We start from the raw sequence: 22,354 nt of genomic DNA, 5'->3' as shown, positions 1-22,354 counted from the left end.
GCACGGATACGGCGAGGAGTGCAATGAAGCCATCAGTTCCTGTCGAGGAGCCCGCGACCGCCAGCCGGACCAAGCGCCCCCGTGCCGCTTCGTCCTGGCAGGTCCTACTCGGTTGGGTGATCGTGGCCGCGCTGGCGGTCGTCATTCTGGTGACCGCAGACAAGCACGGACCGGTGTCGACCGACAACGCGAATCCGGACGGCGTGGGCAAGCCGCCGCCGGTACAGCCACTGTTACACCCCTTCGACTGGCTTGCGTGCGGACAGATATTGGGCGCTCTGCTCGCCGCTGGCACAATCGTCGCGTCGGTTCTCGTCTGGAGGCGTCATCCCGGACACCCGGTCATACTTATGACCCTCGCTACCAGCACCCTGTTTTGGTGGGACCCGATCAACAACTGGGCAATCGGCCTGGTCTACAACCCAAATCTTTGGCACTTTCCCCGAAATTGGCCGTGGCTCAACATCTCTCCGATCATCGAACCGCTGACATCGTTCATTTACGCGCCCTATGTCCTCCTTCCCTACTTCCTGGCCATGCCCATCCTGCGGGCCATGCAACGCCGCAGCGATCCGGGAGCCCTCGTCTGGCGCCATCCGCTGATCTCAATAGCCGTGCTGACGTTCGTCATCGGCGCCATCTGGGACGCTGCTCAAGAGATCCTCCTGACCCAAGCCCAGTTCCTCACATACAGCCACGTCATCGAGTTCGGCTCGATCGACGCTGGCAAGAACAGCCAGTTCCCCCTGATGATGGCTAGCGCGCTCATCACGATTGTCATGATCCCGGCATCGATTCTGCTCTATCGCGACGACACCGGAAGATCCCAGGCCGAAAAGATTGCACAGCGACTGCGCCTGCATGCGAGCCGCCCCACGTTGGCTACCTTTCTGGTGATGGCGATCGTCGTGAATATTGCGATGATCACATTCAGCTCAACGTTTTGGTTGGTCCGTGCGACTGGCGCAGCGTCCACTGTCGCCTGCCCGTGGCCGTACCCACAGGCGAAGACCTGGGATCCGCGCGGCTACTACCAATCTCAAGGAGCCCCAGGGCCATTCACCGCCGGGAAGGCCAGTTCGTGGCAGATTGCGCAACCGGAAGGTCGACCAAGAGACATCGTGGTGCAGTCCGACCGCTGCAATTCCAAGTGAGCCCCGTGGCGCGAGGCCGGGAAACGGCGAAGGGGCTTTGCGGCAAGGGGTTTCGATTCTGGCGGGGATTCGGACGTGTTGGCGAACTCACCGCATGAGCACTGACGAATGCGTTCTACCCCCTGGGCGGTCCGCGACCGGCGCCCATCAACCGACGAGTATCAAGCGCCGATGATCAGTTCGGCGGCCCGTTCTCCGATCATCATCGCCGCGGCATTCGTATTCCCTCCGACGATGCTCGGCATGATCGATGCGTCGGCCACGCGTAGTCCCGCCACGCCCCGTACCCGTAGCGCGGGATCGACAACCGCGCGTTCGTCGGTGCCCATCCGGCACGTCCCGACCGGGTGATACACACCCGAAGCGTTTCGTCGCACGAATTCCGCGAGGTCGGCCCCATTCTGGCCGGAACCGGGCAACACCTCACGACCGACCTCGCGTGCGATCACCTTGTGTGCCAACGTCTCCCGAACCAGCTCCATACCGGCCACCAGGGTCGCCAGATCTCGGGGTTCGGCCAGGTAGTTGGGATCGATGAGGGGAGCGGTGAACGGATCTGTCGAGGCCAGGCGCACGGTTCCCCGGCTCTCCGGATAGATCATCGTCGGCATGAGCGTTAACGCCGGTGACGAATCGGCGGCCAAGTGCAGACCCGGCCTGTCCTGATTCTCGGGATAGCCCATCGGTAGGATGAACATCTGCAAGTCCGGGACGTCGGTGCCCCGCACTCCGCTGCCGACGAAGCCCACGGCCTCAAACAGGGTATGCGCCAGATACGTTGAGCGTGGACGCACGCATTCGCGGACCGCCGCTCCGGCGAAACTCAGTGGCGAGGAACTTCGCCCGCCGGATGCCCGGTAGCACATCGGCACGAACAGATGATCGTGCAGGTTGTCACCGACCGGCAGGTCGGCTATCACGGTGATTCCATGCTCACGCAAGTGGGCTGCAGGGCCGACGCCGGAGAGCATCAGCAGTCGCGGCGAACCAAAAGATCCGGCACTGACGATCACCTCGCTGCCCGCGTGCGCAGGAGCTGTCGGTCGCCGGTTGCGGCCCGTGACTAACTCCACTCCCACCGCCCGACCGTTTTCCACTATCACCCGGGTCGCGGTTGCGCCGGTGAGCACCCGCAGATTCGGCGGAGCGTCCCATAGGTATCCACGATCGGTGCCCACTCTTCGGCCGGCGCCCGCGCTCTGCTGAAGCGGCGCCACTCCGGCCTGCTGCGCACCGTTGTAGTCGTCGTTCATCCCGACGCCGGCGGTCGCCGCCAGCGCGACCATGTAGCTTTTGGTGACACTCGCCAGGCCGGTGGCCCGTTCCACCGCAATCGGGCCGTATCCGCCGCGCAGATCGCTGGGACCGTCCTCGAAACTCTCCATTCGCCGGAAGGAGGGCAGCACTTCGGAGAACCCCCAGCCCTTTGCCCCGTCCGCCGCCCAGTCGTCGTAGTTCTGCCGGTTTCCGCGTACAAACGCCATCCCGTTGATCACGCTGTCGCCGCCGAGTATCCGGCCGTGAGACTGGGGAAGCTTGCGGCCCTTCATATGTCGTTGCGGGACGCTATACGCCGGCCAGGTGACCAACCGCTGCAAGGCCGTAGCCGCGTGAATGGCCCCACACATGCCCGGGACCGTGACCAGCGGGCCGCGCCGCTGGCGTCCCGACTCGATCAGGGTGACCTCGGCGCCGGTGTCGGCGAGGCGCCGGGCGACGATCGCCCCTGCGCTACCGGACCCCACGACGACATAGTCGGCTGGCTCCGGCGCGGCGAGATCCTTCGTCGCCCGTGCTCGCTTCATTCAACACCTCCGTTGACACACACAGATTAACTTCATAATATGAAGTATCTGTTGACGCTAACACAGTCGACCCACGGATAGGCGCAATCATGTGGTCACGCTCAGACCTGACACCACTGTCGCCCTCGATCCGCCCACGCACAGGTCGCGGGAGCACGATTCCTCCTGTTGGCCGCGGAGGGCGAATCAATACTGTGTTTCGTCGATGGCATAACGAAATTTGGTCTGCTACAGATGTTTTCGAGACCACCCTAGGGGTGCGATCGAACTGAGATTACTGAAAGGCCAATAACTGATCTGAGGCGTCAGGTGTGAAACGCTCGATGGCCTGCGATCGGTATTCGTGCTTGATCGGGGCCCAACCGCAGACGGCCGATGGCGGCCAGGCCTGTCGCGCGATGAGGAATTGACGGGGGGTGCAGTGCTGCAAGAAAAGCGTCGACGTCGTGCGACCCGGGTCGCTGCGGTAATTGCCGCTGCGGCACTGTCAGCCTATTGCGTGTTTACGTACTTGGCTTACAGTGACGCATTCACTGACGTCGCAATGGTTACCGTGACTGCGCCCCGGGCGGGGCTGGTCATGGAACGCGATGCAAAGGTCAAGTATTTGGGTGTTCAGGTCGGCAAGGTGACGGGCATCCGATATGACGGCGAACACGCCGAGCTCATCCTTGCTGTTCGCCGTGACCAGCTAGCGTTCATCCCTTCGAATTCGACGGTCCGCATAGCCAGCACAACTGTATTCGGCGCCAAGTCCGTGGAGTTTCTTGAACCTGCCCACCCCGCGGCCGGCGCGGTGGCGGCGGGAGCGCGGTTCACGGCGGCTGCGGTGGCGGTAGAAGTCAATTCGTTGTTCGAGACGCTGCTCAACACTCTCCACAAGATCGATCCGGTGGCACTGAATGCGACACTGGCGGCACTCGGTGAAGGATTACGTGACAACGGAAACAACTTAGGTGCGTTGACCACTGACCTGAATTCCCTTTTGGCCAAGGTCAATCCGCGAATGGGCGCGCTGCAATCCGACCTTGATCGTGCGGCTTACACTGCCAACGTTTACGCTGACGCCGCGCCCGCTCTCGTCACGACGATGGATAACGTTCCCACGATCAGCAACACCATCGTGCGCCAGCAGAAAGATCTGACGGAGTCGCTTTTGGCGGCCGCGGGGGTGGCCGACGAGGGCGAGCAGACATTGGCACCGGCCGCCGACTCCTACATCGCTGCAATACAACGTTTTCGGGCGCCGCTAAATGTTCTCCACGACTACTCACCGGAGTACGGCTGTCTGCTCACCGCGTTGTCCGACGCGATAGGACGATTTGGACCCTATCTCGGGGTCACAAAAGCGTCCCTTTTTGTCAGCGCGGCAGTGCTTCCCGGGGCGCCGAGCTACACCTATCCTGAAAGCCTGCCGATCGTCAATGCTTCCGGCGGTCCGAACTGTCGCGGGCTGCCCAACTTGCCGACCAAGCAGGGCAGCGGCTCTTGGTACAAGACACCGTTTCTGGTGACTGATAACGCCTACGTTCCGTATCAGCCCAACACCGAAATGCAGATCGACGCACCGTCAACCCTGCAGTTCCTCTTCCATGGTTCCTTCGCAGAGCGTGACGACTACTGATGATGAGGACGCGACATCTGAAAGCAAAAGTGGCGATCTTCGTCGTAGCGATGTTGCTCGTTCTCGGCCTTCTCACAGTCACGTTCGGGCAATTCAGATTTTCTTCGACGGAAGAGTATCACGCCGATTTCACGTCGATATCGCGGTTAGCAAGCGGACAGGATGTGCGTATTTCGGGGATCGTCGTCGGCCGCGTGAGAGCGATCGAACTACACGAGCACTATGTCAGCGTAACTTTTGATGTTGACAAACGCTATCAACTTTTCACGTCGACCCGTGCCTTGGTCCGTTACCAAGATTTGGTGGGCAATCGTTACCTCGAGATCGCGGCTGGACCGGGCGAGCTCAGGAAATTACCTCCCGGGGGGACCATTCGACGTGAGCACACCGAACCGGCTCTCGATCTCGATGCATTGCTGGGCGGGCTTAAACCCGTCCTCAAAGGACTCGACGGGCGCAAGGTGAACGAGATCAGCAACGCTATTCTCGCGGTGCTGCAGGGCCAAGGTGGAACGCTTGCTGACCTGCTTTCCAGTACCAGCTCATTCACTCAAAACCTCGCGGCGCGTGATCAATTGGTCGGTGAGGTCATCGACAATCTGAATCAGGTGCTCGGCACCGTGGACTCCAAGACCAGCCAGTTAGGCGCCAGCGTCGACCAGCTTCAGAAGTTGGTAAGCACTCTCGCTGCAGGCCGAGAACCTATCGCGGGAGCCATTGGGCCCCTGGCATCGGCAGAAACCGACCTGAGCGAGATGCTGTCCGGCTCTCGGCGGCCGCTGCAGGCTGTTATCAATGAATTGGGTCCGCTATCAACCGAATTGGATCGGCGCAAAAAGGACATCAATGACGTGCTAGACCCGTTGCCGGAGGACTACAAGCGATTGACCTCGTTGGGCGCCTACGGATCCTTTTTCAGCTTCTATTACTGCTCGCTCAAGATCAAGATCAACGGGCCCGCGGGCAGCGACATCATTATTCCCGCCGGCGGTCCTCCCGACCCGAGCAAAGGGAGGTGCGCGTTTGCCAAGTGAAAATCGAGGCCAGCGTGATGCGTTGCGCACCGGCACGATCGGCATCACGGTGATTGTCTGTGTGCTGCTCATCTCGATCGGGTACGGGCAACTTCCGTTATGGCCGCGCGGCAAGAGTTGTGAGGCGTATTTCGTTAATGCTGCGGGTATCAAGCGAGGCGACGACGTGCAAATCATGGGCTACGTCGTTGGACATGTCACCTCGGTCGAGTTAACACACCGCTTGGCCCGGGTCGGCTTCAACCTTGATCGTAAAGTCCGACTTGGTGATCAGTCGGTCGTGTCGATCAAGGCTGACTCGGTACTAGGCCAGCGCTCCCTCAATATCGCTCCGGCTGGGGATGGAGCGGTGACCTCAATCCCGGTGGGGCGCACCACTACTCCATACACTCTGAATAATGCGTTACAAGATTTAGGGAAGGCCGCTGGCGGGGTGGACAGCGGGCAATTGGCTCAAGCGATGGGGGTGCTCACCGACGCCCTGCACGAGGCCACTCCGCAGCTACGAAGCGCGCTTGAGGGTGTTACCGCGTTATCGAAGACGATCAGTAACCGTGACGAACGTATCGGTCAACTCTTGTCCCATACGCAGCAGGTGTCACAACTTTTGGCTGACCGGGCCGGGCAGATCAATCAGCTGATTGGTGACGGCCGCGACCTGTTTGCTGCGCTGGCCGAACGACGACAGCAGTTGGGAATTCTCATCTCGGGCATCCGTGAGGTTGCCCGGCAAATCTCGGGCTTCGTCGCTGACAACCGCACACAGCTGGGGCCCACCTTAAAACAGCTCAACCTTGTGCTCGACAATCTCAACTCCCGGCAGACCCAGATTGGCGAATCGCTGAAGCGACTTCCGGTGTATTCCACCGAGCTTGGAGAGGTTGTCGGGTCGGGGCCGGGCTTCAGCGTCAACACGTACGGTGTGCCGCCCGCGACCGTGGGAGCCATGGTCCTAGATGCGGTGTTCCAGCCAGGCAAACTGCCGCAAAGCCTGGCGGACTTCCTGCGCGGTTTCATCAGCGAGCGCATGATCATCAGGCCAAGGACCCCATGACGCGGCTGGGCTCACCATCAAGGTTGCGACGGGCACGGCCGGTGGTGGCCGCGCTGCTCGCGCTCGCGTTAGGGGGTGGGATCTTTCACCTGTGGCCCAGGGCAGCCACGATCGCGGTCACCGGGTATTTTTCGTCGGCCGTCGGCCTGTATGTGGGCGACGATGTCAGAGTGGCCGGCGTAACGATCGGCACCATCAAATCCATTTCACCAGAGCCCGAATACACCACGATCGTGATGGGTGTCAGAGGCGACGTGCCAATACCCGCGGATGCCCAGGCCATCATCATCTCCCCAAGCCTGGTGGCCTCGAGGTTCATCGAATTGACGCCCACCTATGACCATGGGCCAATCCTGGCCGACCACAGCACCATTCCCCGGGCCCGCACAGCGGTGCCTGTCGAATGGGACGAGATCAAGAATGAACTGACCAAACTCAGCACCCAGCTAGCGCCGCAGCCGGGATCTCTGCAGGGCCCCGTCACCAAACTCGTCAACCAGGCCGCGGATACCTTCGACAACCAAGGCGACACATTTCGGCAAGCCGTACGCGAGCTTTCCCAGGCGGCTGGGCGCCTCGGCGATTCACGCAGCGACATGGTCGGCACGATCAAAAACCTGCACATCCTCGTGGATGCGCTGTCGCACAGCAATGAACAGATTGTGCAGTTCGCAAACCACGTCGCTGCCGTCAGTCAAGTACTAGCCGACAGCTCAACGGACTTGACCGCCGCGCTCGATGCGCTCAACCACGCCCTCGGCGACGTCCGAGGCTTCCTCAAAGACACCAATGACCCGCTGGTAGCCCAAATCAGCAAATTGGCGAGTTTCACGAAACTACTCAACGACCATGGCGACGATCTCGAACAGACCTTGCACGTCGCGCCCACCGGTCTCGCCAACTTCTACAACATCTATGACCCGGCCCAGGGGTCGATGTCGGGTCTTGTCACGCTACCGAATTTCGCTAATCCCGTGCAGTTCATCTGCGGCACCTTTGAGACCGCCGCAACACCGGAATACTTTCGGCGCGCCGAGATCTGCCGCGAGCGAATAGCGCCGGTGGTGAGACGGCTGGCGGTGAACTACCCACCATTCATGTTCCATCCGATCAACAGCATCAACGCCTACAAAGGCCAAATCATTTACGACACACCAGAAACCGAGGCGAAGGCCAGAACCCCGATCGCGCAACTGCAGTGGCAGCCACTGCCGGGCGTGATCCCACCATCATTTTCGCCCGACACCGACCTCAAAGACCTGTTGGTACCGCCGGCATCTGGACCACCGGCCAATGCCGGCCCGGCCCTGGCGCAACCCGGCCCGCCGGCCGGTGGAACGCTTCCCAACGCGGGTCCTGCGCTGGGCGCGCCGGCGCAGCCGCCAACGGCCGGCGAGCGGCCTGGTGCCCCACGACCAGTGACCGACCTGCCGATCCCGATCGATGACGGAGGTCGGTGATGCAAGTGACTCCAAGGCGCGTGCGTGGCCGGCAGGCGATACGGTGTGGCCTGTCGTGCGCGGCGGTGGGCTTGTTGCTCAGCGGGTGCCAGTTCGGCGGTCTGAATTCGTTGGATATGCCTGGAACCGCAGGGCATGGCCCCGGCTCTTTTAAAATCACTGTAGAACTTTCCGATATCGCCACTCTGGCGCAGAATTCCCCGGTCATGGTCGATGACGTCACCGTCGGCAGCATCTCGGGAATGGGCGTTGAACAACGACCCGACGGAACCTTCTGCGCTGCCGTCCAGTTGTCGTTGGATGCGCAGGTGAATCTACCGACGAACGCGGTGGTCAAGGTTGCACAAACCTCGCTGCTCGGCTCGCAACACATCGAACTGTCGCGACCCGTCGCCGCACCGGCGGTCGGACGACTGTCCAACGGTCAAGTAATACCGGTGAATGGCAACGACAGATATCCCACCACCGAAGAGGTGCTGTCCTCACTGAGCATCGTGGTCAATAAGGGCAACTTGGGGGCGCTGCAAGACATCACCGACGAGCTTTACCAAACGGTGGCGGGACGCACCGAGCAGTTCGCTGATTTCCTGCCCCAACTTGCCACGCTCGCTGCCGGGCTTGATCGCCAAACCGATCACATCATCGAAGCAGCCGACAAATTGAACCATGTCAGCTCAGTTCTTGCTGACGGCAAGGGAAAGTTGGATCTCGCCTTAAGGGCGGTGCCCGAGGCGCTCCGCGTCCTCAACGCCGACAGTGGCCAGATTGTCGCGACATTCGATGCACTACGACGACTCGGTGTCATCGCCGCCAACGTCCTGTCGAAAACCAAACGCGATTTCACCGAGGACGTCAAAGCCGCCTACCCGGTCGTGAAAGCGCTCTCAGAAAAGGCCCGCGAACTCGTTAATGCGCTGCCGCTCCTGGTCACATACCCGTTGCCGCAGAAGGGAATCAAGCAAGCCGTCCGGGGTGACTTCCTGAACATCGACGCCACCTTCGACCTCACCATCAGACGCCTCGGGGAAACCCTGTTCACAACGTCGGCATTGGACCCGAACATGAAGCATCTCGCCGAGGTGGTCAACCCGCCCGATTATCTGCTCGGGGCACTGGCAAATCTGTCAGGTCAAGCAGCTGATCCCTTCAGCCTGCCGACACACGATTCACCTGCTGCGGCCAAGGAGCCGCACTAATGCTTTCCCGGCTTCAGAAGTGGCAGCTCTCGACCTTCGCCGTGATCACCGTGATTACCGTAAGCATCATCGCGGTCAACTACGTGCAGATTCCGGCCGCACTTGGCTTCGGGTCGTACACGGTGACCGCCAATTTCGCGGCCAGCGGCGGGTTGTACAAGAACGCGAACGTGGCGTACCGCGGTACCACGGTCGGCCGCGTGACCGACGTATCGCTGGCCTATCGCAACGGCGTGAATGCGCAACTGCGCATCGGCTCAGGCGCCCATATTCCAGCCAACGTCACCGCCACCGTCAAAAGTGTCTCCGCGATCGGAGAACAGTACGTCGACCTGGTACCACCAGATCAGCCCTCGCCGGCGTGGCTGCGGGATGGCTCACGGATCAATCGTGACCACACCGTGCTCAACGGGGATGTTGCGGGCTTGTTGCACGAGGCGCAGCGGCTGGTCGATTCGATCAGCCAAAGCCGATTGCGAGATCTGTTGCACGACATGTTCAAAGCCTTCGACGGATCGGGACCCGAGCTAGCACGTCTGATCCAGTCAGCGCGGCTATTAGCCGACGCGGCCAATGCCCACGGTGACGATATCGCGGGCCTGATTGATCAAGTCGGACCGTTCCTTGATACTCAGATCCGCAGCGGCGACGCGATCAGAAGACTTGCCGACGGCGCGGCCCGCTTCACCGGACATGTCCGAGGGGCTGCCCCACAAATCAGTAACCTGCTCCAGATCGTGCCCGAGGTGGCCCCCCAGGTCGGCGACACAATGCGAGACATCCGCCCGGACTTCCCGATGCTGGCCGCCAATCTCGCAAACTTCGGCCGCATCGGTGTCATCTACAGAAAGTCGCTCGAACAGGTGCTGGTGATCTTTCCCGCGATGACAGCCGTCTTGCTCACTATCGCTCAACAGGTTCCCTTCGACGAAGGTGCGCGCGCCGACTTCAAGCTTGCCCTCCAGGATCCGCCGCCGTGCAGTGTGGGGTTCATCCCCGCGCCGCTGATTCGCTCGCCCGCCGACGAAACGGTCCGGGACATTCCAGGCGACATGTATTGCAAAGTGCCGCAGAGCGACCCAGTTGTTGTCCGAGGCGCCCGCAATTACCCGTGCCAGGAATTTCCCGGCAAACGTGCACCGACGATTCAGCTGTGTCGCGACCCGAAGGGCTACGTGCCCATCGGCCGTAATGCGTGGCGCGGGCCTCCGGTACCCCTTGACACGCCCGTACCGAATCCCAGGAACACCTTGCCGCCCAACAAGTTCCCGCTCATACCCCCTGGCGCCGACTATGACCCGGGGCCACCGGTCGTCCAACTTCCACCCGGTGTGCCTACGGGGCCGGGGCCGGCGCCGATCGCGCCGTTTCCGTTGCAAGTACCGCCCGTGGGCGGCCCGCCACCGCCGCCACTGCCTTTTGGCCCACCGCCTGACCGGGTTGTGCCGCCCTATGGACAGCGTCCGGACCCGGTTCCGACCAACGTGCCTGGACCGCCACCATCGCCGGCGCCACAGGCTCAGGGTCCCATGGGCGTCACCTATGACCCCAGCTCCGGCAAATTCCTTGACCCCAGCGGTGAGGTGGGGATCTTTGCCGCGGGAGCATCCAAACTACGTCCGGCCGAGACGTGGCTCGACATGATGATGTGCCCGACGCAGGAATAACGCGGGCCCACTGGCACGCCAGCGCCCCGATACCACCGAGGCGCAATGCCTTTCGGCGGCACGCCTCGTCCCCGCTGACGCGCCGCACATGGTGGCCTGGCGAAGGGCCATCCAGGGTTCACCATTTTCCCATGAGGGTGCCGATGTACAGCGTCGACGGCGCGTCGTCGTACAAACGCGCACGCTCGCAAACGCTCAGGTGAGCTCCACCCGCACGATGACGCTGTCCGGCCACACCGCGCGGTCGCGGGCGCGCCGCAGCTTCTCGCGCACGCACAGATCCTGGTGCACGTTGGTCACGCCCGGGACCTTGATCAGCGGCACGACGTTCCACTGCCAGCCGTAGCGCCGGTGCAGCACGCGGTTCGCGCGCTCGGCGTCGGCGCCGGACAGGACGGTGGCGCGGCCGGCCAGCCAGGACGGTGCGCCCGCCCGCACCCGGCCGCGGTAATCGCAGGCCGCCAGTTCGACGTCGCCGCGCGCGGCCAGCCGCCGCGTCTTCGGGCCCACCTTCGTTCGGAACAGCAACCCGCCGGCGTCGAACGCGAACCAGATCGGGGTGTCGACGGGGGTGCCGTCGCGGCGGAAGGACCGGAGCAGGGCGTAGCGGGAACCGTCCAGGTCCGCTCGTGAGGGGCGTGAGGGGATAGCCATAACCACAGTCAAGGACTTAGAGTTGGCTCTAAGTCAAGCATCGGATCCTCGGGAGGCGCGATGGCCGGAGGCCGCACCATCGGAGAGATCTCCCGCGAAACCGGGGTCGCCGCGACGACGCTGCGCTACTACGAGCAGATCGGCCTGGTGCCCGAGCCGACGCGGCGGGGAGGTCAGCGCCGCTACGACGACTCGATTCTGTCCCGGCTCGAGGTGATCGCGCTGTGCAAGTCCGCGGGCTTCTCGCTCGACGAAATCCAGCTCCTGTTCGCCGACGACGCGCCGGGCCGGCCGGCCAGCCGCGCCCTCGCCGAGGCGAAACTCGCCGAGATCGACGCCCAGCTGGAGTCGCTGGCCCGGGCCCGGGCCGTCATCGAGTGGGGGATGCGCTGCACCTGCCCCTCAATAGACGCCTGCACCTGCGGCATTCACACCGCACGACCGGCCGGAGCCGGCTAGAACCGGTAACGGAGTATCCGCGCTTTACGGGCAGACGCTTTGAACTTTCCGGACACCTTGGTAGCCAACCGAATCCAGCCCGGAAACAACTCGACCTCAGGAGCGTGCGCCAGGCTGGATTCTTCGACCAGCGTCAACCGCGGATTCCACGTCTGCGGCACCCGCGCGTCTTTGAAGCCCGGATAGCCCCACTGCGCACCGACCTGGCTGAACATCTGCTGTGGAGCCAGCTTGATCGCAAGCCGGCTGAACCAACCGATGTGCCCGTAGTCGTTGAAGGCCAGCTCCCCGGAGTTGAAGTGCTCGGTGATGCGACGGAAGACGCCGACGATCACCGGCTCGGACAAGAACGCGAACAGCCCGTCCGCGATGACCATGGTCGGCCGATCGCCGGGGATCGTGTGCGGCCAGCTCTCGTCGGCCACCGATGCAACGATCGAGTGAGCCTGCCGGCTCGTCGGCAGCAACTTGTCGCGCAACGCGATGACACCCGGCAGGTCGACGCTGTACCAGTCCACCGTGGCGGGCGGGGCGACCCGAAACAGGCCCGTGTCCAAACCGGCGCCGAGGTCCACGACGACCGCATCGGGATGGGCGGCAGTGAAAACCCGGACCCGCTCGTCGAGCATCTTGGCGCGCAGGGCCGACTGGCACACCACGCTCCTGGTGATGCCGAGCGCGGCGAAGTCGTAGTCGATCTTGCGGACGGTGTCGTCGGCGAGCGTGTCGCCCAGGATGGGCCGTGGCCAACGGCTGTCGAGCGCTCGCGCGTACTGGGTCAGCAACGCGGTCTGCTCCAGTGGGGAAAGCTCGTGTGCGTCAAAACCCGGATCGGACGGCATGATCGACAACGTACTCGGTGGCCTGAGCGGCGTCGTTGCCGCACCGAAGACTTCGGCCAATGTATTCCGTGCCCGCTGACCACCGACGTACGCTACGGAAATGACGACAGCCGCGCATCCGGCCACCCTGTGCGAGGCGTTCCAGCGCACCGCCGCGATCGACCCGGATGCCGTCGCGCTCCGCACACCCGGCGACACCCAGACGTTGACGTGGCGAGACCTCGCGACGCAGGTGCGCCAGGTCGCCGCCGGGCTGGCGGGTCTGGGGCTGCGGCGGGGCGACACGGTATCGCTGATGATGGCCAACCGGATCGAGTTCTACCCATTCGAAATCGGCGCCCAACACCTCGGCGCCACATCGTTTTCGGTGTACAACACGTTGCCGGCCGAGCAGCTGACGTATCTGTTCGACAATGCCGGTACCAAGGTCGCCATCTGCGAGGCGCAGTACGTGGACCGCATCCGCGCCAGCGGCGCACCCATCGAGCACATCGTCTGCATCGACGGTTCGCCGCCCGGCACCCTTTCGGTAAACGACCTTTATGCCGCCGCGCAGGAGGACTTCGACTTCGAATCCACCTGGCGGGCGGTGCAACTCGGCGACGTCGCCACCCTCATCTACACCTCCGGGACCACCGGAAACCCCAAGGGCGTGGAGATGACCCACGCCAACCTGCTGTTCGAGTCGTACGGCTTGGACACCGTTCTCGGCAGCCGGTTCGGGGATCGGACCACGTCGTACCTCCCCCCGGCGCACATCGCGGACCGGATGATGGCCCTGTATTCCCTGGAGGTGTTCGGGGCCCAGGTCACCGTGGTCGACGACCCGCGCGCCATCGCCGCCGCGCTGGCCGACGTGCGGCCCACCGTCTGGGCGGCGGTGCCGCGGATATGGGAAAAGCTCAAGGCGGGAATCGAATTCACCATCGCCAGCGAGACGGACGACGTCAGGCGCCAGGCGCTGCAGTGGGCGATGTCGGTGGCCGCCCGGCGCGCCGACGTCCTGGTGGCCGGTGCGGCGATGCCGGACGAGCTGGCCGCCGAATGGGCCAAGGCCGACGAGCTGGTGTTGTCGAAGCTGCGCGAGCGGCTGGGCTTCGGCGAACTGCGTTGGGCGGTATCGGGAGCGGCGCCCATCCCGCGGGAGACGCTGGCGTTTTTTGCCGGGATCGGGATCCCGATCTGCGAGGTCTGGGGCATGTCGGAGCTGAGTTGCGCTGCCAGCGTGGCGCATCCGAAGGACACGCGGCTGGGCTCCGTCGGCAAGCTGCTCCCCGGGCTGGAGGGCAAGATCGCCGACGACGGCGAGTTTCTGGTGCGCGGCCCGCTGGTGATGAAGGGCTACCGCAAGGAACCGGCGAAGACGGCCGAGGCCATCGACGCCGACGGGTGGCTGCACACCGGCGACATTCTCGAGGCCGACGCGCAGGGCTATCTGCGGGTGGTGGACCGGAAGAAGGAATTGATCATCAACGCGGCCGGAAAGAACATGTCGCCGGCCAACATCGAGAACGCCATCCTGGCCGCGTGCCCGATGGTCGGGGTGATGATCACCATCGGCGACGGGCGGCCCTACAACACCGCGCTGATGGTCTTCGACGCCGACTCTGTTGGCCCGTATGCCGCCCAACACGGACTGCCCGACGCGTCACCCGCCGCGCTGGCGGCCGACCCGGAGGTCGTCGCCCAGATCGCCGCCGGGGTGGCGGCGGGCAACGCGAAACTGTCGCGGGTGGAACAGATCAAGCGGTTCCGCATCCTGCCGACGCTGTGGGAGCCCGGTGGCGACGAGATCACGCTGACGATGAAGCTCAAGCGCAAGCCCATCATGACGAAGTACGCCGACGAGATCGAACAGCTCTACGCCCGTGACCCGCACCCGGAGGTGCACGAGCCCTCCGACGCCGCAACGGTGCCGGCATGATCGGCGGGCCGGCGGGCAGCGCCCGGGAGCTCGGCCGCGTCGGCATGCGAAAGTTGTTGCAGCGCACCGGGTTCATCGAGGAGTCGACGACACCGCTGGCGACCGACCCCGCCGAGGTCGCCCAATTGCTGGGCGCCCCATGGTATGACGAGCGGCTGAGCAAGCTGGCCGACGACCTCGGCCGCGATCTTCCCGCCGTGCGCGCCGAGGCCGCGTCCTACCTGCGGGAGATGGCGCCCTCGCTGGACGAGCGGGCGGTGCGCGCCTGGCGCAGCTTCAGTTGCTGGCTGATGCGGGCCTACGACGTGCTGGTCGACGAGGATCAGATCGCCCAGCTGCGCAAACTGGACCGCAAAGCCACTCTGGCGTTTGCCTTTTCGCATCGCTCGTATCTGGACGGGCTGTTGTTGCCCGAGGTGATCCAGGCCAACCGGCTCTCGCCGGCGCTCACGTTCGGCGGCGCCAACCTGAACTTCTTCCCGATGGGCGCCTGGGCCAAGCGCACCGGGACAATCTTCATCCGGCGCCAGACCAAAGACATTCCCGTCTACCGCTTCGTCTTGCGCGCGTATGCCGCGCAGCTGGTGCAAGACCACGCCAACATGACGTGGTCCATCGAGGGCGGCCGGACCAGGACGGGCAAGCTGCGGCCGCCGGTGTTCGGGATCTTGCGCTACATCGCCGATGCCGTCGACGAAATCGACGGTCCCGAGGTGTATTTGGTGCCGACGTCGATCGTGTACGACCAGCTGCACGAGGTGGAAGCCATGACCACCGAGGCCTACGGCGCGACGAAGCGGCCCGAAGATTTTCGCTTCCTGATCCGATTGGCGCGCCAGCAGGGTGAGCGGCTCGGCCGCGCCTACCTCGACTTCGGTGAACCGCTGCCGCTGCGCAAGCGCCTCGAGGAGCTGCGCGCAGAGGAGTCCGGCGCCAGCACCGAGATCGAACGCATCGCGCTGGACGTCGAGCACCGGATCAACCGCGCCACGCCGGTCACCCCGACCGCGGTGGTGAGCCTCGCGCTGCTGGGCGCCGACCGCTCACTGTCCATCAGCGAGGTGCTGGCGACCGTGCGGCCGCTGGCGAGCTACATCGCGGCGCGCAACTGGACGGTTGCCGGGGCCGCCGACCTGACGAACCGCTCCACCATCCGCTGGACCCTGCACCAGTTGGTCGCCTCCGGCGTCGTCAGCGTGTACGACGCCGGCACTGAACCGGTCTGGGGCATCGGGGCCGAGCAGCACCTGGTGGCGGCGTTCTACCGCAACGCGGCCATTCACATCGTCGTCGACCGCGCGATCGCCGAGACCGCGCTGCTGGCCGCCGTCGAAGACGCCGAGGGCTCGGTGGAGGGTCTGGTCCAGCCGACGGCTGTGCGCGATGAGGCGCTGCGCCTGCGCGAGCTGCTGAAATTCGAGTTTCTGTTCTCGGCGCGCGCGCAGTTCGAGAAGGAACTCGCCGACGAGGTGCGCCTGATTGGGCGGGTGGAAGACACCCGCAAGGCGGCCCGCGCGGCCGATGTGCGCGGTCTGCTGGAAAAGGCCGACGTCCTGCTGGCGCACCTCGTGCTGCGCCCCTTCCTCGACGCCTACCACATCGTCGCCGACCGGCTCGCCGCCTACGACGACGAATCGTTCGACGAGGACGCGTTTCTCGCGGAGTGTCTCGAGGTCGGCAAGCAGTGGGAGCTGCAGCGCAGGATCGCCAGCGCCGAGTCGCGGTCGATGGAGTTGTTCAAGACGGCGCTGCGCTTGGCCCGGCATCGCGAGTTGGTCGACGGCGTCGCGGAGCCGGACATCGCCCGACGCCGGCGCGAGTTCGCCGACGAGATCGCCACCGCAGTCCGGCGCGTCAACACCATCGCGGAGCTGGCCAGAACGCGATAGTCGAAGTTTTCGCGCGGCGCCGGGGTTCACGGACCGTTAACGTTTGGTCGCGATAGTGCGTGGGCCCTATCGGTGAAGCGAGGATCTGATGAGTGAGAAGTCCGCCGGGCAGGCCCGCCCGCTGATCGGGTACATCACCCATGAGATCGCGCCGCAGATCACCCCCGCGCCGATCGGGCGGACGTGGATGTCGGAGATGCGTCAGGGCTGGCCCCACCGGTGCCTGCCGATGCTCATCGCCAATCAGAGCGGCTGGGAAGTGCGCAACCGCAACGCGTTTACCGCGACGTGGATGGGCGGGGACGACCGCACCAGCCTGATGATCGCGCCCGACACCCGCGAGAGCGGCCAGTTCCTGCCCTCCAGCCACTTCGGCTACGGCATCTTGACCTGGCATCTGCCGATGCTGTTTCGCACCCCGCCGGGCTACAACCTGTTGGTGCGCGGGCCCGCGAATCATCCGAAGGACGCCATCTCCGCGTTGGAAGGAATCGTCGAAACCGACTGGTCCAGTTCGAGTTTCAGCATGAACTGGAAATTCACCCGAGAATTCATGCCGGTGCGGTTCGAGGTCGACGAGCCGATCTGCATGATCGTTCCGCAGCGCCGGGCCGAGCTGGAAGAGTTCGTGCCCGAGCTCAGGCCCATCGAGTCCGACGAAGAACTGCACCGCAAGCACGAGTTCTTCCTGGGCTCACGCGGCGCGCTGGGGCGCGAGCAGGAGGAGGCCGGCGGCGCCGCCGGCGAGCGGGTGCCGTGGCAGGGCGATTACACCCGGGGCAGGCACGCCGACGGCCAGACCGGGGCGGACGACCACCAGACGCGGCGCCGCCTTCGTCCGTTCGACGCGCCCCAACCCGAGCAGCCGGACTAGCGCGAAACCACCGCGCGGCGTTCCCGCCGGCGCGACCGATGTGGCAAAGGCGTCCCGCGCGCCGCGCTTAAACTTGGTCACATGCCGCTTTCCGGAGAGTACGAGCCGTCGCCCTGGGATTGGTCCCGCGAGCAAGCCGACAAGTACGCCGAGTCGGGGGGAGCCGAGGCCGCCGACATGAAGGGCAAGCCGATCATCCTGCTGACCACCGTCGGCTGAATTCCGGAGTTGGCCAGCTGGCATGGCACCATTAATCAGTGTCCGCTGAATTGAGCCGTCCCCCGAGCGTCGCGTCGTCGCGTCTCGTTTCCGGGGCTGACATCGACACCGCGGCCAAGCGGATCGCGGCCGTCGTGACGCCGACCCCGTTGCAGTTCAGCGACCGGTTGTCGGCTATCACCGGCGCGCAGGTCTATCTCAAGCGTGAGGACCTGCAGATCGTCCGCTCCTACAAGCTGCGCGGCGCCTATAACCTGCTGGTCCAGTTGTCCGAGACGGAGCTGGCCGCGGGTGTGGTGTGCTCGTCGGCGGGCAACCACGCCCAGGGCTTCGCCTACGCGTGCCGGATGTTGCAGGTGCACGGCCGCGTCTACGTGCCCGCCAAGACGCCCATGCAAAAGCGCGACCGGATCCGCTACCACGGCGGGGAGTTCATCGACCTGATCGTCGGCGGCACGACCTACGACCTTGCCGCCGAAGCCGCGCTGGCCGACGTGGAAAGCACCGGCGCCACCTTGGTGCCGCCGTATGACGACCTGCGCACCATCGCGGGCCAGGGCACCATCGCCGTCGAACTGCTCGATCAACTCGAGACCGAGCCGGATCTGGTGGTGGTCCCGGTGGGCGGCGGCGGCTGCATCGCCGGCATCACCAGCTACCTCGCCGAGCGGACCGAGAACACGTCGGTGCTCGGCGTCGAGCCGGCCGGTGCCGCGGCGATGATGGCCGCCCTGTCCGCGGGCGAGCCGGTGACGCTCGACCACGTCGACCAGTTCGTCGACGGCGCCGCGGTGCGGCGGGCCGGAGACCTGACCTACGCCGCGCTGGCGGCCGCCGGCGACATGGTGTCGATCACCGCGGTCGACGAGGGGGCGGTGTGCACCGCGATGCTCGACCTCTACCAGAACGAGGGCATCATCGCCGAACCCGCGGGCGCCCTGTCGGTGACGGGATTGCTGGACGCCGATATCGAGCCCGGGTCGACGGTGGTGTGCCTGATCTCCGGCGGCAACAACGACGTCTCGCGCTACGGCGAAGTGCTGGAGCGCTCGCTGGTCCACCTCGGCCTCAAGCACTACTTTTTGGTCGACTTCCCCCAGGAGCCCGGCGCGCTGCGCCGGTTCCTCGACGAGGTGCTCGGACCCAACGACGACATCACGCTCTTCGAGTACGTCAAGCGCAACAACCGGGAGACCGGCGAGGCGCTGGTCGGCATCCAGCTGGGATCGTCGGCCGACCTGGACGGCCTGCTGTCCCGGATGCGCGCGACGGAGCTGCACGTCGAAACCCTGAAACCCGGGTCGCCCGCCTACCGCTACCTGTTGCTCTAACCGGGGCCGCGATACATGCACGAGCCGTACGGACCGGGTGCCTCCGGTTTCGGGCTGGTCAGCGCCGCCACCATCGTGTCGCTCGTGCTGCTGGTGTGGGCGGCCATCTGGGTCGCCCGGCGCGGACGCCTGCTGCGACGGTGGTGGGACCGGGTCTCGGGCGCCGCCGTGATCGGCGAGACGTTGGCGTGGGCGCGCGACCGGATCGGCGACAGGGGGCGGGCACTGGCCCGCCGGTTGCCCGTGAGCGAGATCGCCGGCGTCGCCTTGCTGCTCGGGCTGGCCGTCGTCGTGATGCTGGCGGTCGGCTTCACCGAAGTGCTCGACGACGTGCTCGAGGGCGACGGCATCGCGGTGATCGACCACCCGGTGACCCGGTGGCTTGCGTCCCACCGTGACCTGTGGCTGACCACCGTGCTGCGGGTGATCACTCACGCGGGTGGCCCGCTTTTCCTGGCTGCGCTCGCCCTCCCGATTTCCCTCGTCGCCGGGTGGCGGTGTCGGTCGTGGCGGCCGGTGGTGCTCGCGCTGGTGTGCGGCGCCGGGGTTCCGCTGGTGCTCTTCACCGCCAAGGCGTTGGTGGGGCGCAACCGCCCGCCCCTGCCTTTCGCGCTCGTCGACGCGGACGGGTATTCGTTTCCCTCCGGACACGCGACCGGCACCGCCGCGATGATGGTCATCTCCGCGTGGCTGCTGACCCGCTGGCTGGTCCGCGGGTGGACCGGGCGCGTGGCGGTGTGGGCGATCGCGATCGGGTCGGTGTTTTGGATCGGGTTCTCGCGGGTGTATCTGGGTGTCCACTACGTCAGCGACGTGCTCTCGGGCTGGATGCTGGGCCTGGCCTGGGCGGGCGCCGTGATGCTCGTCGGAACCTGGTGGGACAACGCCCGGCGGGCGCGCGACCGGCAATCGGCGGCGTGAGTCAGCCTCGACGCCTGCCCAGGTAGGACGGCGCTGGAGTGCCGGGAGCGAGGTCGTCGGCCGGCATCGGCGTCCCGGCAGCCAGGCTCAGCGGTACCACCCCCGCCCAGTGGGGCAGCGGCAGGTCACGCGGATCGTCGACCGGGGGGCCGCTGCGCACCTTGGCCGACACCTCGACGAGGTCGAGCGCGAGCACCCCGGTCGCGGCGAGCTCGCGCGCGTCGGGGGCCCGGCAGTCGGCGGCGCGCCCGGGCGCGATGTGGTCGAGCAGGCAGCCGAGCGCCCGCGACTTCTCCGCCGGGTCGTCGACCACGCGCGCATTCCCCACCACCACCACCGAGCGGAAGTTCACCGAGTGGTGCATCGCGGAGCGCGCCAGCACCAGCCCGTCGACCAAAGTGGCGGTGACGCACTCGGGTAGGCCGGCGCCCGATGCCCCGGCCGCCTTCGCCGCCAGCAACGGGCCGCCGCCGGTCGAACCGTGCAGGTAGAGCGTCTCATCGAGTCGGGCATGCGTCGTCGGCAAGACCACCGGGCGGCCGGCGCTCAGGTAGCCCAGGTGGCAGATCAGCGCCTCGTCGAGGATGTCGTGGACGGTGCGACGGTCGTAGCGGGCGCGCTCCCGATAGCGGGTCGGGGTGGTGCGTGGCGTGGGTGAGTATGCGGTTTCCACGGAATTGCCCTCATGTTTGTTCTAGTACATAATTAATTGCGTGCCAGTACAAAACAGCATAACTGGAAGCGGCGCGGACGCCATAGCCGCCAGCATCGAAGCGGCGATCTCGGCAGGCTCTTTGGCGCCCGGCGACGCTCTGCCCCCGGTCCGCGAGCTGGCCACGCAACTCGGCGTGAACGCCAACACCGCCGCCGCGGCCTACCGCCTGCTGCGCGATCGTGGGGCGGTCGAGACCGCCGGCCGCCGGGGCACCCGGGTGCGACACCGGCCGGCGACCACCCCGCGTTCGCTGCTCGGGCTCGACGTGCCCGCGGGCGTGCGCGACCTGTCGACCGGCAACCCGAACCCCACCCTGCTGCCCATCGCGGGCGCCGCCCCTTCCGGACCGGCGCCCGCGGCGCCGGTGCTCTACGGCGAGCCGGCGATCGAGCCGGCGCTCGAGGAGTTCGCCCGCCGCGCGCTGTCCGCGGACGGGGTGCCCGCCGAGCACCTGGCGGTGACCAGCGGCGCGCTGGATGGCATCGAACGCGCACTCACCGCGCATCTGCGTCCCGGCGATCGGGTCGCCATCGAGGACCCGGGGTGGGCCAACCTGCTCGATCTCCTTGCCGCCCTGGGGCTTTCGGCCGAGCCGGTGCGGGTGGACGACGACGGGCCGCTGGCCGCCGACCTGGCCCGGGCGCTGGGGCGCGGGGTGCGCGCGCTGGTGCTGACCGTCCGCGCGCAGAACCCGACCGGCGCCGCGCTGTCGGCGGATCGGGCCGAGAGCCTGCGTCAGGTGTTGGCCCCACGGGCCGACGAGCTGCTGCTGGTCGAGGACGATCACTGCGCGGGCATCGCCGGCGTACCGCTGCACGCCCTGGCCGGCTGCACCACCCACTGGGCGTTCGTCCGCTCGGTGTCCAAGGCCTACGGCCCCGACCTGCGCGTGGCCGTCCTGGCGGGTGACCGCCGGACCATCGAGCGGGTGCACGGCCGCCTGCGGCTTGGGCCGGGCTGGGTGAGCCACTTGTTGCAGGGGCTGGCCGTGGGCCTGTGGTCCGACGACGCGGCGTCCGAGCTGGTCGCCGGCGCGGAGCGGCGCTACGCCGACCGCCGGTCGCGGCTGTGCGACGCCCTGGCCGAGCGCGGTCTGGACGCGCACGGGCGTTCCGGGCTCAACGTGTGGGTTCCGGTTCCCGACGAGGCGGTCGCGATCTCGCGGCTGCTCGGCGCGGGCTGGGCGGCGGCGCCCGGCGCCCGGTTCCGCATGCAGTCGCCGGCGGGCATCCGGCTCACCATCTCGGACCTGGCGCCCGAGGAGATCGATCCACTCGCCGACGCGATCGCCCAGGCCGTGCGTCCGACCGGCCGGTCGAGCGTGTAGCCGGCCGGGTCAGGCGGTGTCGTCGTCGCCGGGCCCGGGGCCGGTCCACAACGGCTCGATGGTGGGGTTGGGCGGCGTATCGCGGCGCACGGTGCGCCGAGCGTGGATGCCGCGGCGGGCCGGATTGTGCGAGCAGATCCGCCGCAGCTTGTGACCGAATTCAGAATGACTCATGGCCGCATCATCGGGGGCGACGCCGCGCGGC

At 65.8% G+C, this 22,354-nt stretch carries 19 protein-coding genes and 1 pseudogene; 15 read left to right on the top strand and 5 right to left on the bottom strand.

Features of this window, described 5'->3' with window-relative positions; all coding sequences use genetic code 11:
- Positions 1 to 23 precede the first annotated feature (23 nt).
- Positions 24 to 1,154, top strand: a complete 1,131-nt coding sequence (locus tag AC0KS4_RS14175) for a spirocyclase AveC family protein (protein WP_238956194.1) — start codon at positions 24 to 26, stop codon at positions 1,152 to 1,154.
- A gap of 161 nt (positions 1,155 to 1,315) precedes the next feature.
- Here AC0KS4_RS14175 and AC0KS4_RS14170 read toward each other — a convergent pair whose 3' ends face one another.
- The gene (locus AC0KS4_RS14170; RefSeq protein ID WP_238956193.1) at positions 1,316 to 2,959 is read right to left on the bottom strand and encodes a GMC family oxidoreductase; all 1,644 of its coding nucleotides are present in this window, start codon (positions 2,957 to 2,959) and stop codon (positions 1,316 to 1,318) included.
- A gap of 421 nt (positions 2,960 to 3,380) precedes the next feature.
- Here AC0KS4_RS14170 and AC0KS4_RS14165 point away from each other — a divergent pair, with 421 nt between their 5' ends.
- From AC0KS4_RS14165 to AC0KS4_RS14140, 6 genes are read left to right on the top strand one after another with little or no spacing between them, the layout of a single operon-like run.
- The gene (locus AC0KS4_RS14165; RefSeq protein WP_225330618.1) at positions 3,381 to 4,583 is read left to right on the top strand and encodes an MCE family protein; all 1,203 of its coding nucleotides are present in this window, start codon (positions 3,381 to 3,383) and stop codon (positions 4,581 to 4,583) included.
- A gap of 2 nt (positions 4,584 to 4,585) precedes the next feature.
- Positions 4,586 to 5,617, top strand: coding sequence for an MCE family protein (locus AC0KS4_RS14160; protein ID WP_374109798.1), 1,032 nt, complete (start codon positions 4,586 to 4,588; stop codon positions 5,615 to 5,617).
- Positions 5,607 to 6,671, top strand: coding sequence for an MCE family protein (locus tag AC0KS4_RS14155; protein WP_238956192.1), 1,065 nt, complete (start codon positions 5,607 to 5,609; stop codon positions 6,669 to 6,671). The genes AC0KS4_RS14160 and AC0KS4_RS14155 overlap by 11 nt, the downstream gene beginning before the upstream one ends.
- Positions 6,668 to 8,131 (top strand): MCE family protein, encoded by a 1,464-nt coding sequence (locus AC0KS4_RS14150; RefSeq protein WP_238956191.1) that lies wholly within the window; start codon positions 6,668 to 6,670, stop codon positions 8,129 to 8,131. Before AC0KS4_RS14155 ends, AC0KS4_RS14150 begins: the two co-directional genes overlap by 4 nt.
- Positions 8,131 to 9,327, top strand: coding sequence for an MCE family protein (locus AC0KS4_RS14145; RefSeq protein ID WP_238956190.1), 1,197 nt, complete (start codon positions 8,131 to 8,133; stop codon positions 9,325 to 9,327). The genes AC0KS4_RS14150 and AC0KS4_RS14145 overlap by 1 nt, the downstream gene beginning before the upstream one ends.
- A complete protein-coding gene (locus tag AC0KS4_RS14140) occupies positions 9,327 to 10,994 on the top strand; it encodes an MCE family protein (protein WP_238956189.1) in 1,668 nt (555 codons plus the stop codon). The genes AC0KS4_RS14145 and AC0KS4_RS14140 overlap by 1 nt, the downstream gene beginning before the upstream one ends.
- A 195-nt stretch (positions 10,995 to 11,189) precedes the next feature.
- On the opposite strand, the gene AC0KS4_RS14135 is transcribed toward AC0KS4_RS14140, so the two are convergent.
- A complete protein-coding gene (locus AC0KS4_RS14135; protein WP_225329708.1) occupies positions 11,190 to 11,648 on the bottom strand; it encodes a PPOX class F420-dependent oxidoreductase in 459 nt (152 codons plus the stop codon).
- A 60-nt stretch (positions 11,649 to 11,708) separates the two neighbouring features.
- Between AC0KS4_RS14135 and AC0KS4_RS14130 the strand changes: the two genes are divergently transcribed.
- Positions 11,709 to 12,107: a helix-turn-helix domain-containing protein gene (locus AC0KS4_RS14130; RefSeq protein WP_225329707.1), complete on the top strand. Its 399-nt coding sequence runs from the start codon at positions 11,709 to 11,711 to the stop codon at positions 12,105 to 12,107.
- On the opposite strand, the gene AC0KS4_RS14125 is transcribed toward AC0KS4_RS14130, so the two are convergent.
- Positions 12,104 to 12,949: a class I SAM-dependent methyltransferase gene (locus tag AC0KS4_RS14125; RefSeq protein WP_225329706.1), complete on the bottom strand. Its 846-nt coding sequence runs from the start codon at positions 12,947 to 12,949 to the stop codon at positions 12,104 to 12,106. The genes AC0KS4_RS14130 and AC0KS4_RS14125 overlap by 4 nt on opposite strands.
- A gap of 100 nt (positions 12,950 to 13,049) precedes the next feature.
- Between AC0KS4_RS14125 and fadD11 the strand changes: the two genes are divergently transcribed.
- The 6 genes and pseudogenes from fadD11 (at position 13,050) to AC0KS4_RS14095 (ending at position 20,107) form a co-directional block, all read left to right on the top strand.
- On the top strand, positions 13,050 to 14,873 hold the full coding sequence (gene fadD11, locus AC0KS4_RS14120; protein ID WP_225329705.1) for a fatty acid--CoA ligase FadD11: 1,824 nt from the start codon (positions 13,050 to 13,052) through the stop codon (positions 14,871 to 14,873).
- Positions 14,870 to 16,762 carry a lysophospholipid acyltransferase gene (locus tag AC0KS4_RS14115; protein WP_225329704.1) on the top strand — a complete coding sequence of 631 codons (1,893 nt, stop codon included), beginning with the start codon at positions 14,870 to 14,872 and terminating at the stop codon, positions 16,760 to 16,762. Before fadD11 ends, AC0KS4_RS14115 begins: the two co-directional genes overlap by 4 nt.
- Before the next feature lie 88 nt (positions 16,763 to 16,850).
- Positions 16,851 to 17,636 (top strand): DUF6065 family protein, encoded by a 786-nt coding sequence (locus tag AC0KS4_RS14110; RefSeq protein ID WP_238956188.1) that lies wholly within the window; start codon positions 16,851 to 16,853, stop codon positions 17,634 to 17,636.
- 81 nt (positions 17,637 to 17,717) lie between these two features.
- Positions 17,718 to 17,852, top strand: a pseudogene (locus AC0KS4_RS14105) (nitroreductase family deazaflavin-dependent oxidoreductase); the annotation flags it as partial.
- Between the two features lie 41 nt (positions 17,853 to 17,893).
- On the top strand, positions 17,894 to 19,186 hold the full coding sequence (gene ilvA, locus AC0KS4_RS14100) for a threonine ammonia-lyase (RefSeq protein ID WP_238956187.1): 1,293 nt from the start codon (positions 17,894 to 17,896) through the stop codon (positions 19,184 to 19,186).
- 15 nt (positions 19,187 to 19,201) lie between these two features.
- On the top strand, positions 19,202 to 20,107 hold the full coding sequence (locus AC0KS4_RS14095; RefSeq protein WP_225329700.1) for a phosphatase PAP2 family protein: 906 nt from the start codon (positions 19,202 to 19,204) through the stop codon (positions 20,105 to 20,107).
- 1 nt (position 20,108) lies between these two features.
- Here the strand turns inward: AC0KS4_RS14095 and AC0KS4_RS14090 are convergent, their stop codons facing one another.
- Positions 20,109 to 20,780 (bottom strand): pyridoxamine 5'-phosphate oxidase family protein, encoded by a 672-nt coding sequence (locus AC0KS4_RS14090; protein WP_238956186.1) that lies wholly within the window; start codon positions 20,778 to 20,780, stop codon positions 20,109 to 20,111.
- 40 nt (positions 20,781 to 20,820) lie between these two features.
- Between AC0KS4_RS14090 and AC0KS4_RS14085 the strand changes: the two genes are divergently transcribed.
- Positions 20,821 to 22,149 (top strand): aminotransferase class I/II-fold pyridoxal phosphate-dependent enzyme, encoded by a 1,329-nt coding sequence (locus AC0KS4_RS14085; RefSeq protein ID WP_238956185.1) that lies wholly within the window; start codon positions 20,821 to 20,823, stop codon positions 22,147 to 22,149.
- 9 nt (positions 22,150 to 22,158) lie between these two features.
- Here the strand turns inward: AC0KS4_RS14085 and AC0KS4_RS14080 are convergent, their stop codons facing one another.
- Positions 22,159 to 22,323 carry a hypothetical protein gene (locus AC0KS4_RS14080; RefSeq protein ID WP_238956184.1) on the bottom strand — a complete coding sequence of 55 codons (165 nt, stop codon included), beginning with the start codon at positions 22,321 to 22,323 and terminating at the stop codon, positions 22,159 to 22,161.
- Positions 22,324 to 22,354: the final 31 nt, after the last annotated feature.

The sequence above is a fragment of the Mycobacterium sp. NTMscope_MAC_12 genome (assembly GCF_976985675.1).
Note: the sequence above shows the minus strand (reverse complement) of the source record. Positions and strands in the feature narration are given on the sequence as shown.